The following is an 11,717-nucleotide window of genomic DNA, read 5'->3' as shown; positions in this document are numbered from 1 at the left end:
CGCCCGGCTCAGGCAGAGAGGCCCCGGACCCGCCCCTTTCCCTAAAGCGCTCGCCGCGCGGCTGCATAAGGGTTCCCGTGCGGGTGGGTGGGTGGCTGGGCGCGCAGTTCCCCGCGCCCCTGAAGGGCGCGTCCGCGCGGTGGAGCCGCATGTGCAGCACAGTCCCGCGCCCCTGACGGGGCGCCCAGCGCGGTGGAGCCGCACGTGCAGCACTGCCCCGTGCCCCCGGCGGGGTGCCCCGCACCCCCTTTGCCCCCCAACTCCCCCTTTGCCCGCGTGCATTGGCCCTCGCCACCGCCCCCCGCACCCCCACCCCCACGCCCCAGTCGTGGCAGCATGGTCCCCACGCGCGCAATGCGCGGCACGGTGCACGCACCGGGGTGGCCGACCAGCACCGCGAGCCCCCCGACCGGCAGGTCCCCGAGGTCCCGGCCCCCGACCTCGCCGGACGGACCTGCACCCCCGCCGCGCACCGCGAGCAAAGTTGTCCACAGCCTGTGGAGGCGGCGATGCGTTGGTTGGTGGGATGGAGCAGCGTCGCCGCGAGCTTCGGCACGGTCGGAGCCGTCGGCGCACCCGGCACCGAGCACGAGGGCGACACCGTGCAGCCCGTCGGCGCCCAGCTCCTGTGGGGCGACCCCGACCCCCTGTGGGCCGTCGGCGACTGGCGCCCCGACGAGGTCCGTACCGTATCCATCGACGGCTTCACCCGCCTCGCCGTCCTCGGCTGCTGCGGCGCCACCGACGAGGAACTCCGGGTCGGCCTCTTCGCGGCGCGCGGCGGCGCACTGAGGCACCTGACCGCCTGGCCCGGCTCCTACACCGCCGTCGTGCAGACCGGCAGACGCGTCACCGTCGCCGGTGACCTGGCCGGAGCCCGCCCGGTCTTCTACACGCCCTGGGCCAATGGCACCGCGTACGCCACCGCCGCGCTCCCCCTCGCCGACCTCATCGAGGCCCAGCTCGACATCGGCCACCTCGCCGCCCTCCTCGCCTGCCCCGACGTCCCCGAGGCACTGCGCGACGGCACCCCGTACGCCGGCGTGAAGCGCATACCGCCCGGTCACGCGCTCGTCCTGCGCGAGGGCTCGCGCGAGATCACCGGGTACGAGCCGGTCGCCTCCCTCGCCGTCGCAGCCCCCCAACTCGACCCGGAGCGCGCCGTGGACGGCGTACGGGACGCGCTCGTCGAAGCGGTACGGGCCCGCCTCACGGCTCCTCGCCACGCACCCGAGACGCCCCTCCCGGACCCCGGTCCGGTCCCCGGCATGGGCCCCGCCGAGCGCCGCGCCCGCCGCCGGGGCGTCCCTGTACCCGGTATCGGCTCCGACCTCTCGGGCGGCAGCGCCTCCGCCACCCTCGCCCTCCTCGCCGCAGGGCTGCCCGGCCTTCCGGGCACGGTCCTGGGCCACGGCACCGGCGCGGGCGAACGCCTGCTCGCCGTCACCTTCAACGACCTGGCCGCCGGTGCCCGCGCCCGCGAGAGGGACCTCACCCCGGAGTTGGAGCGCGCGGGCGCGATCGCCGCCAACCCGCGCCTGCACCACATCGTCGTCCCCGGCGCCGAAGAGGCCCTGCCGTACGCCGACTTGGAGTCCGGTCCGCTCACCGACGAACCCGGCCCCTCCCTCGTCACCGCCGAACGCGCCCGCCTGCGCCTCCAGTCGGGCAGCGCCGACCACCTCGTCGGCAACGGCGCCCGCCAGGTCCTGGACGCGCACCCGGCCCGCCTCGCCGACCTCCTCATCGACCGCAGGCGCCGCCACATCCTGCGCCCGGCCACCGCCCTGGCCAAGGCCGAAGGCACCTCGCCGACCTCCCTCCTGGTGCCCCTCACGGTCTACCGCGCGGCCCGCCGGCTCGCTCGTACGCCGTACCGCTCGGGCATCGAGGAGGCCGCCGTCCGCCTCACCCACCGGGATGTTGCGGAGACCTCCACGGGCGCGCTCGACGCCTCCCTGGAAGCCCTGACCTGGTCCCGTCCGGGCCCGGCGGCCCGCTGGCTCACCGGCGAGGCGCTCGCCGAAGTATCGATCCGCCTCCAGGAGTCGGCGCTGCGCCCGGCCTCCTCCCAGCGCCCCGGCGAGGCCCGCGCCCGCGCGGCCCTGGCCCGTCACGCCTACGACCACCGCGTCTTCGAACAGGCCGCCGAGGTCCGCAGCCAGCGCCTGCACGCCCCCTTCCTCGACAACCAGGTCGTACGGGCCTGCCGCGCCCTCCCCGAGACCCTCCGCGTCCAGCCGGGCGCTCGCGCTGCGATCCTCCGCGCCGTCCTCTCCGGTGCGGGCATCCACGACCTCCCGGCGGGCTGGGGCGCCGCCACGGCCCACACGACCTCCACCGCGACCGCCCAGGCAGGCATCCGCGCAGCGCTCGACACCCTGCTCAACCTCTTCGACGCGCCCCTCCTGGCGGACGCGGGCCTGATCGAGGCGCGTGTCGTCCGCAAGGCCCTGCGCGCGGCGGCCGAGGGCGAACCCGTCCCCCTCGACGGCCTCGCCGACCTGACCTCCACCGAACTCTGGCTCCGCCGCCTCATCTCCCGCCGGGGCACCTGCTGGACGGGCTCCGCCGCCCCCCGCCAACGCGCGGTCGCCGCGGGCGTCCCCCACCGCCGCAGCCTCTAGCCGTCCCCCGAGGGGGCACCCCGCAAGCCCTCAGGCCGGAGCCCTCTCACCCGCACCCGATCCTCGACCCCGCCCAGTCCGCGAAGGCCGCGTCCGACGCGCCCCCACCCACCGACTCCGTCACCAGCCGCAAGGTCTTCCGCCCCGCGATCCCGACATGCACCGGCACCGCCGCGTCCCCGCCCCGCAGCACCGGCGAACGCCACAGCAGCACCCCGTCCCCGTACACCGAGAACCGGACCGCCCCGCTGCCCATCGTCATGTCGTCGACCCCGACCCGTGCGTCGTACGTCGAGCACGTCCGGTTCAGGTCGATCACCACCGACGACGTCGCGGGCACCGAAATGCCGTCGCCCTGCGGCACCCCGCCGATCGACATCCCCGACCGCTGCCACACCGCACTGCTCTCCCCGATCCGCACCTCGGGCTCGGTGTGGTCGCCCATCGGCGAGTACGCCAGCTCCGCGACGGGATACCCCTGCGGCGGCTTCGGCACGGGCTTCGGCTTCGGCGGCTTCACCGGCGGCTTGGGAGCCGGTGGCTTCGGCGGCTTCGGCCTGGGCTTCGCCCGCGTCGGCACGGGCTTCGGCTTCGGCGTGGGCGCGGGCGGCTTCGACGCGGGCGGCTCAGGCGCGGGTGCCTTCGGTGCGGGCGGCTTCGGCGAGGGGGACGGCGGCGGGGGAGGCGGAGTCGGCGTGACCGGCTTCACCACCGGCGGCTTCGCATCCACCCGGGGCGGAATCGGGGCGTCGTCCCCGGCGAACGCGAACACCAGCCCCGCCGTCACCGCGACGGCCACCGCCGCACCGATCCCGACCTTCGCCGGAGCCCCGAGCCCCTCGGCCGCAGCCCCACCCCCGGCCGCCCCACCCGAGCCACTCGCACCTGCACCAGCCGCACCAGCGCCACCCGCACCGGAAGCCGCACCCGCAGCTCCGGCCCCGGCGGCGACCCCCGCCCCACCAGCCACGATCCCCGCAGCCTTGACCGAATACCCCGCAGCCACCCACCCGATGACCGCCACCGGCAGCAGCGCCGGGATCCCGGCATTCACGTCACTCAGCTCACCGGCCGCCACCCGGCACTTCGCGCACTCCTCCAAGTGCTTGCGCAGCCCCCGCTCGGCCCGCATCCGCAACCCGCCCCGCGCGTACGCGCCCAGCCGGTCCGCGTACTGCGCGCAGTCCCCGCCCGCCGTCAACGCGGAGCTGACGTGCGCCTGCAAGTACGCCTGCTTCAGCCCCTCCCGCGCCCGCGACGCCAGCACGGCCGTCGCGTTCGCCGTCAGCCCGAACAGCGGAGCCACGTCACTCGGCGACTCCTCCTCGACCGTGGTGTGCCACAGCACCGCCTGCCACCGCTCGGGCAGCGACCGGAAGGCCTGCATGGCGAGCGTCTGCTCCGCCTCGTGCATCGCGCGCACGTCCGCGCCCAGGTCCAGCGTGTCGTTGTCCCGCGCCTCCGAGGCCCGCGCCGCCTGGTCGGCGAACACCGCGAAGTCGTCGATCAGTTGCTCGCGCCGCGCCGTCTTGGTCCAGGCCGCGGCCACCCGCCGCACCGTCGTCATCAGGTACGCGCGTACGGCGTGCTCCGGACCGGCCCCGCCCCGTACCGCCTGCAAGGTCCGTGCGAACACCTCGGCGGTCAGGTCGTCGGCCGTGTGGGCGTCCCGGCAGCAGGTGCGGGCGTACCGGCGCACCGCCTCCGAGTGCCGCCGGAAGAGCTCCTCGTACGCACCGTCGTCCCCGGCCCGCATCCGCTCGATCAAGTCGGCGTCGGAGGTGCCCGGTTCGCCCCGCGAGGTCCCGCCGCCGCGCTGCTGCGGCACGCTCGTCGGGTCGGATCCGCGCTCGGCGGTCGGCGCGGGAGTGGCGCCGAGCGGACCGCCCTGGCTGGGGACCTGCCGCGAGGGCAGTCCCGTACCGGAGTCCTCGACGGGACCGGTGCCCCCGGCGTCCTCGCCGTCCCCGAGGGACTCGTCCCGCTCCTCAACACCCATGGCGGAAGCCCCCGTACGCACCCATCGACCGCAACACCGGCCAAGAGTCCCACAGGGCGAAGCGCCGAAAGCCGATCAAGCCCGCCAACCACCCGTCCGGGGACATTTCCCGAAACAGAGCGCTAGTCCTCACCCTTTCGGGGAGGCGTCGGCGGGCTTGCGATACGACCGGTACGACAAACCCTCGGCAGGGAGGGGTCTTTCAGCGGGCGCAGGTCAGGAGGACGGCCGCGACCGCAGCCCCTCCAGCAGGATGTCCAGCAGCCGCGACGAGGCCGCCTGCTGCTGCGCCGCGTCCGGCAGCGAAGGAGCCGCCGTGGCGATCACCAGCAGCACGTCCGCCACGGTCACGTCGACCCGCAGCTCGCCCGCCGCCCGCGCCCGGTCCACCAGCTGGCCCACGACCTCCAGGAGCGTCGCCGCCCCCGCGTCGTCCAGGTCGCCCTGGGCGGGCCCGCCCACCGAACCGTCCTGCTCCACCAGCCGCAGGTCGGGAGCGTCCCCGGCCTGCCGCTGCTGCGGCACCCGGGCGGTGTCGCGCACGGCATCGCGCACCGAGGCGTCCGGCTCCGCGTCGTGCACCCCGACCCGCAGCACCTGCGGAGGCAGCAGCCTGCCCGCACCCGACGCCACCGACGTCCGCAGGAAGCGCGACAGCGCCGACCACGGCTCGTCCTCCTGCCCGAGCGCCGTGCGCGCCTGCTCGGTCAGCCGGGAGGTCTCCTCCTCGGCTATCCGCCGCACCAGTACGTCCTTGCTCGGGAAGCGCCGGTAGACCGTGCCCACCCCGACCCGTGCCCGGCGCGCGACGTCCTCCATCGGCGCCCCGTAACCGAGCTCGCCGAACACCTCGCGGGCGGCCCGCAGTACGTGTTCCAGATTGCGCTGTGCGTCCACGCGGAGCGGCGCGGACCGGGGCGCCACGGCGGAACCGCCCGCACCCACCCGTCCGTTGCCCTCCGCCACGGCGGCCGTCGAGGCGGCCGCGGACGCGGCCGATCCTGACGACGGCACGGCAGCCTGCCAATGTGAATCCTGAATGTGCATCAGCGTTCCCCCGGTAATGATGTCTCCCCCCGGAGACACTCCCCGCCCTGACTGCCGGAGTTCACGGGTCACACGAGCAACCACCCCGCCACCCCGACGAGATACGAACATAGTTGAGCGCGGGGCGATTCAGAAGGGGGTTGTTCCGCACGGTGTGCCCCCCGAACGGAGCAGTTGCCCGGCTCTTCCCGTCCCCGGGCCACCCCGAATCCCCCATGTCACGCTCTGACCAGCGCATACATCGCGGCTGTCCGCACACAACATCAACTTGCGCGCGCCGGAAGAAGACTGGCGTCCCGTCACACAATGCGTCGGCCCTGTGGACAAAGACCCGCGCCCGTTGCCTCATGGGACGGTGACAAATCCAGTGCGCATTCTCGTGGTAGGCGGCGGATACGTCGGCATGTACACCGCGCTGCACCTCCAGCGGAAGCTGAAACGGCAGCTCGCGGAGGGTGGCGCGGAGATCACCGTGGTCACGCCGGACCCCTACATGACGTACCAGCCCTTCCTCCCGGAAGCCGCCGCCGGATCGATCTCCCCGCGCCACGTCGTCGTACCGCTGCGCCGCGTGCTGCCGCACTGCCGCATCGTCGTCGGCGAGGTGGGCGCCATCGACCACGCCAAGCGCACCGCCACCGTCACCACCCTCGCCACCGCCGAAGAGGGCACCGGGCCCCGGCAGATGACGTACGACGAACTCGTCCTCGCCCCGGGCTCCGTCTCCCGCACCCTCCCGGTCCCCGGCCTCGCCGACCACGGCATCGGCTTCAAGACCGTCGAGGAGGCCATCGGGCTGCGCAACCACGTCATCGAGCAGATGGACATCGCCTCCTCCACCCGCGACCCCGGGGTCCGCGACGCCGCCCTCACCTTCGTCTTCGTCGGCGGCGGCTACGCGGGCGTGGAGGCACTCGGCGAGCTGGAGGACATGGCCCGCTACGCCTCCCGCTACTACCACAACATCAAGCCCGCGGACCTGAAGTGGATCCTGGTCGAGGCCAGCGACAAGATCCTCCCCGAGGTCGGCGAGAAGATGGGCAAGTACGCCGTACGGGAGCTGCGCGGCCGGGGCATCGACGTCCGCCTGAACACCCGCCTGACCTCGATCGAGAACCGCGTCGCCGTCCTCGACGACGGCGCCCGCTTCCCCACCCGCACCCTCGTGTGGACCGCCGGCGTCAAACCCCACCCGATCCTCGCCGCCAGCAGCCTCCCCCTCGACGAGAGGGGCCGCCTGCGCTGCACCGCCCAGCTCGCCGTCGACGGCGCGCCGCATGCGTGGGCCGCCGGGGACGCCGCCGCCGTACCCGACCTCACCTCGCCCGAGAAGGGCAAGGAGTGCGCGCCCAACGCCCAGCACGCCGTCCGCCAGGCCAAGGTCCTCGCCGAGAACATCGTGGCCTCCCTGGAGCAGCGCCCCCTGACCGACTACCGCCACAAGCACGTCGGCTCGGTCGCCTCGCTCGGCCTGCACAAGGGAGTCGCGTACGTCTACGGCCGCCGCCTCAAGGGCCTCCCCGCCTGGGCCATGCACCGCGCCTACCACCTCAGCCGCGTCCCCACGTTCAACCGCAAGGCCCGGGTGTTCGCCGAATGGACGCTCTCCGGCCTCTTCAAACGTGAGATCGTCTCGCTCGGCTCACTGGAACACCCGCGCGCCGAATTCGAACTCGCGGCGGGCGGCGAACCTCCCAAGCCCCGCTGACGTCCTCTCAATTACCGGCTGTCAGTGCGGTCCGTCACACTGGGCGTGTGACGATAGGTTGACCCGCGCCTGCACACAGTGATCACGCACGCCGCCCCGTGCGCGGTCGCCGCCCGCACGGCCGTCGCACCAGGCGGCCGTACGGGAAGGGCCTGCGCGGACCGGCCTGCCGCGCACTGCCCACCGCAGCACCGCAGCACCCCGGGCGACCCCCGGGACCAAGCCGACCTGCACCACCTCTCCGATCACGAGGCAAGTAGTTCAGTGAACTTCACCCGCTGGAGCGCCCGGTTCCCCGGAACACAGCGCCGCGCGGCAGCCCGGTCCGACCGCGGGTCCGTGCCGGCCGCCCGCGGCGAGACCGGGCCGCACCCCGATCTGGCCGCGGCACCGGCCGACGACACCGCACCGGCCGCCGAGGCCCCGCGCCCGCCCACCCTCGACGACCTCTCCCTGCGCGAGATCGTCGGCCAACTCCCGGCCCTGGTCGCCCTGGTCTACGGCCCCGAACACCGCCTCGCGTACGTCAACGACGCGTACACCTCGGTGTTCGGCGACCGCACCCCCGGCGTCCCCGCCGCCACCGAGCTGCCCGAACTGGAGGAGCTGGGCCTGCTCCCGCTGATGGACCAGGTCCTGCGCAGCGGCACGCCCCGTACGGTCAAGTCCCGTCGTACGGCCAAGGGCGGCTCGTACACGATCACCTGCACGCCCCTCGACATCCCCGACGGCGGCGGCGTCCTCGTCTTCGCCGCCGACGTCACCGACCACGCGGACGCCGCCGAACGCCTGCGCGCCGCCGAACGCCGCCAGCGCGAAACGGCCGTCACCCTCCAGCGCTCCCTGCTCCCGCAGGAACTGGAACAGCCCGACGACCTGCGCCTGGCCGCCACCTACCAGCCCGGCGGCAAGGACGCGGCCGTCGGCGGCGACTGGTACGACGTGATCACCCTCGGCGCGGGCCGCACGGCCCTGGTCATCGGCGACGTCATGGGCAGGGGAGTGCGCGCGGCGGCGGTGATGGGCCAGCTCCGCACGGCCGTCCGCGCCTACGCCCGTCTCGACCTCCCGCCGCACGAGGTCCTGCAACTCCTCGACGGCCTCGCCGCCGAGATCGACGCCAGCCAGATCGCCACCTGCGTCTACGCCGTCCACGACCCCAACGAGGGCCGCCTGGTCTACGCCTCCGCCGGCCACCTCCCGATCCTCGTCCGCGAGGAGGACGGCACGGTCAACCGCGCCGAGGACCACACGGGCCCGCCGCTCGGCACAGGCGGCTGGATGCACACCTCGGGCACGATCGCCCTCCCGCCCGGCTCCACCGCCGTCCTCTATACGGACGGCCTGGTGGAACGCCGCCGCGAGGACATCGACGAGGGCGTGGCGGCTCTCGAACGCGCCCTCTCCGGCGCGACCGGCACTCCCCAGGTGGTCTGCGACCGCCTGATGCGCGCCCTCGGGATCACCACCGACCACGACGACGACGTCGCCGTCCTGGTCGTCCAGCACCCCGCCCGCCAGGGCCACGACGCCGAGCTCTTCCACAACGCGGCGCTCGAACTCCTCGGCGGCATCGAAGCGGCCCCCCGCGCCCGCGCCTTCGCCACCGGAGTCCTCTCCTCCTGGCGCTTCCCCGTGGAGCTGAGCGACCTCGGCGTCCTCGCCGCCAGCGAACTCGTCGCCAACTCCCTCCAGCACGGCACCCCGCCCATGCGCCTGCGCCTGCGCCGCACGGACCGCCGCCTGATCATCGAAGTGACGGACGGAGACGACCACCTGCCCCGCCGCCGCCGGGCCGACCCCGCAGACGAAGCAGGACGAGGCATCTCGATCGTCGCAACGATCGCCTCGTCCTGGGGTTCGCGCCGCACACCGGGCGGCGGAAAAGCGGTGTGGTGCGAGTTCGCACTACCGGATTGAGGGGTTACGCAGCGGCCTTCACGGCACTCTCGCCCTCGGGCACGTGCTTGGCGACCACGATCGACTTCACCGGGATCGGCAGGTCCTGCGCGGGCGTGAGCTGCTTGCCCATGCGCAGCGCGAGCACGCTGATGCCGAGCGAGAACAGAATGAAGGTCACGATGTACGGCATGTGGAGCGACGCCCCCATGGGCCCGCCCACGGCCGGTCCGACCGCCAGCGCGAGCTGCTTGACCAGCGCGAAGGCCGAGTTGTACGTCCCCACCATCGACTCCGGGGCCAGATCGGCCACCAGCGGCGCGACGGTCGGCGACAGCATCGCCTCACCGAGCCCGAAGAGCGCGTACGTCGAGATAAAGGCCGCGGTCGCCATCGCCTGACTGCCGTGCCCGAGCCCCGCGTACCCGGCCGCGATCCACGCCACGGTCCAGATGAGCCCGACCAGCGCGATCATCCGCGACCGCTTCCGGCGCTCGACGAACTTCAGCACCAGGAACTGCGCGACCACGATCATCGCCGTGTTGGCGGCGAGCGCGATGCCGAGCGTCGACGGGTCGATCCCGGCCGCCTCGGTCCCGTACGCGGCGAGCCCCGACTCGAACTGCCCGTAACAGGCGAAGAAGATCACGAAGCCGAGCAGACACAGCTGGAGCATCGCCTTGTGCTGGGCCATCGTCTTGATGCCCGCGAAGAACCCCTGGCTGGCGGCGGCGCCCTCGACCAGCGGAATGTGCGGCATCCGCACGGTCATCGCGATCCCGGCGAGCACCAGGAACATCACCGCTTCGATGCCGAAGAGCAGGGTGAAGGAGGTCGGGTCGTTCTTGTCGACGATCTGACCGCCGATGAGCCCGCCGATACCCAGGCCGAGGTTCGCCAGGAAGAACTGCATGGCGAAGGCACGCGTCCGGGTCTCCGGCGTGGAGCAGCGCACGATCATCGTCGCCAGCGCGGGCTGCATGACCGCCGTACCGACACCGAGGACCGCCGCCGACGCGACGGTCGTCCACAGGCTGGCCGCACTGCCGAGCGCGACCGCGCCCACCGCGGCCGACAGCGCGGCCCCGATCAGCACGGGCACCGGCCCGCGCCGGTCGATGAGCGCCCCGACAAAGGGGAGCGCCACCAGCGCGGCCATGGCGAAGGCGCCAAGGACGATGCCCGCCGAGGTCGGTCCCAGATCCCGCACCTGAGCCACGTACACGTACAGATACGGAACCGTGAATCCCAGCCCGAACGCACTCAGCGCGTTGCCTGCCTGAATCCGCCGCATCGCCGAGCCCATCGCCTTGGTCATACTCACCTCAACCCTGAAGACCTGAAGTCCAAAGACTTCAACAGTAAAGTTAGAACCTCAACAATACACAGAGAAGGACTTAACTGCCAACGCGCCCCATGCCATACTTCGCGGATGCCAGACACGCCAGAGTCGCCCGGCCCTCATGAGCCGAGCCTCGACGAGCAGATCGCCGCATACCAACGCGAATTCCGCGACCTCGACCCCCAGGTGGAGAAGGTCGTCTCGGCCCTCGGCCGTCTGAACCGCCGGATGAACGTGGCGTACGGCCGCCAGGTCGCCGCGCTGGGCATCAGCAACGCGGAGTGGGAAGTCCTGAAGACCCTCGTGGTCTCCGGCACCCCCTACCGGCTGGGCCCCGGCGAACTCGCCAAGCGCCTCGGCCTCACCCCGGCCGCGATGACCCACCGCATCGACCGGATGGCGGGCGAGGGCCTGGTCACCCGCGACCGCGACGAGAACAACCGCGTCCGCGTCATCGTCGAGCTGACGGACGAGGGCCGTACGAAGTGGCTGGAGGCCATGCAGATGGCGTCCTCCTTCGAGGAGGACCTCCTCCAGGACCTCGCCCCGGAGGAGCGGGTCGGCCTGGGCGAGATGCTGACCCGTCTTCTCCGTCGCGTCGAGGACGCCCAGCCGGACGCCGGCGGCCGCCTCACCGACCTGGACTGACTCCCCTCTTACGGGGCGCTCCGCGCACCGTTTCCGACGCGCGTTCGGGGGCAGGGTGGGGAGGTTGACACCCTCCACCCTGATCCGTAAGGTTCTCCGAGTTGCCGCAGCCGTAACGGTTCTGCGGCATCACCTCCGCCGCGAAAGCGGCAAACAAACTCCGCACGATCTCCCACCAGGGTCAATTTCGGCATGCCGAATTCCGACACTGGGAGCCGATTTCGGTTCACCGGGAAAATCCACTAGAGTTTGAGACGTCGGAACGGCCCAACAGCCGCAAAGACAACCCAAGTTCGACTGGGAATCAGGCCCGAAAGGATCTGATAGAGTCGGAACCGCCGGAAAGGGAAAGCGCGAAAGCGAAGAACCTGGAAAGCACCGAGGAAATCGGCACTGGAAACAGTCTGATAGAGTCGGAAACGCAAGAACAAAGCAAAACAAGAAACA

7 protein-coding genes are annotated in these 11,717 nt (G+C 72.7%); 4 read left to right on the top strand and 3 right to left on the bottom strand.

What is annotated here, in order from left to right; translation table 11 throughout:
• The first annotated feature begins 509 nt into the window (after positions 1-509).
• On the top strand, positions 510-2,627 hold the full coding sequence (locus tag ACIO3O_RS42460; RefSeq protein ID WP_401756307.1) for an asparagine synthase-related protein: 2,118 nt from the start codon (positions 510-512) through the stop codon (positions 2,625-2,627).
• A 46-nt stretch (positions 2,628-2,673) separates the two neighbouring features.
• Here ACIO3O_RS42460 and ACIO3O_RS42455 read toward each other — a convergent pair whose 3' ends face one another.
• Positions 2,674-4,626 carry a sigma-70 family RNA polymerase sigma factor gene (locus ACIO3O_RS42455; protein ID WP_401756304.1) on the bottom strand — a complete coding sequence of 651 codons (1,953 nt, stop codon included), beginning with the start codon at positions 4,624-4,626 and terminating at the stop codon, positions 2,674-2,676.
• A gap of 216 nt (positions 4,627-4,842) precedes the next feature.
• Entirely contained in the window at positions 4,843-5,673 is an 831-nt protein-coding gene (locus tag ACIO3O_RS42450; protein ID WP_401756301.1) for a TetR/AcrR family transcriptional regulator, read from the bottom strand.
• 355 nt (positions 5,674-6,028) lie between these two features.
• Between ACIO3O_RS42450 and ACIO3O_RS42445 the strand changes: the two genes are divergently transcribed.
• Both ACIO3O_RS42445 and ACIO3O_RS42440 read left to right on the top strand, forming a co-directional pair.
• Positions 6,029-7,381 carry an NAD(P)/FAD-dependent oxidoreductase gene (locus ACIO3O_RS42445; protein WP_401756298.1) on the top strand — a complete coding sequence of 451 codons (1,353 nt, stop codon included), beginning with the start codon at positions 6,029-6,031 and terminating at the stop codon, positions 7,379-7,381.
• A gap of 264 nt (positions 7,382-7,645) precedes the next feature.
• Positions 7,646-9,301 carry a SpoIIE family protein phosphatase gene (locus ACIO3O_RS42440; RefSeq protein ID WP_401756295.1) on the top strand — a complete coding sequence of 552 codons (1,656 nt, stop codon included), beginning with the start codon at positions 7,646-7,648 and terminating at the stop codon, positions 9,299-9,301.
• A gap of 4 nt (positions 9,302-9,305) precedes the next feature.
• On the opposite strand, the gene ACIO3O_RS42435 is transcribed toward ACIO3O_RS42440, so the two are convergent.
• Entirely contained in the window at positions 9,306-10,598 is a 1,293-nt protein-coding gene (locus ACIO3O_RS42435; protein WP_401756293.1) for an MFS transporter, read from the bottom strand.
• A 114-nt stretch (positions 10,599-10,712) separates the two neighbouring features.
• Here ACIO3O_RS42435 and ACIO3O_RS42430 point away from each other — a divergent pair, with 114 nt between their 5' ends.
• A complete protein-coding gene (locus ACIO3O_RS42430) occupies positions 10,713-11,270 on the top strand; it encodes a MarR family winged helix-turn-helix transcriptional regulator (RefSeq protein ID WP_401756290.1) in 558 nt (185 codons plus the stop codon).
• Positions 11,271-11,717: the final 447 nt, after the last annotated feature.

Origin of the sequence: Streptomyces sp. NPDC087440, from assembly GCF_044744005.1 — a bacterium.
In the GTDB taxonomy this organism is placed as follows: Bacteria; Actinomycetota; Actinomycetes; order Streptomycetales; family Streptomycetaceae; genus Streptomyces.
Note: the sequence above shows the minus strand (reverse complement) of the source record. Positions and strands in the feature narration are given on the sequence as shown.

Excerpts from the sequence above, each read along its gene's own strand:
- ACIO3O_RS42460 (WP_401756307.1), top strand. The coding sequence starts at position 510 with ATGCGTTGGTTGGTGGGATGGAGCAGCGTCGCCGCGAGCTTCGGCACG.
- ACIO3O_RS42455 (WP_401756304.1), bottom strand. The coding sequence starts at position 4,626 with ATGGGTGTTGAGGAGCGGGACGAGTCCCTCGGGGACGGCGAGGACGCC.
- ACIO3O_RS42450 (WP_401756301.1), bottom strand. The coding sequence starts at position 5,673 with ATGCACATTCAGGATTCACATTGGCAGGCTGCCGTGCCGTCGTCAGGA.
- ACIO3O_RS42435 (WP_401756293.1), bottom strand. The coding sequence starts at position 10,598 with ATGACCAAGGCGATGGGCTCGGCGATGCGGCGGATTCAGGCAGGCAAC.
- ACIO3O_RS42430 (WP_401756290.1), top strand. The coding sequence starts at position 10,713 with ATGCCAGACACGCCAGAGTCGCCCGGCCCTCATGAGCCGAGCCTCGAC.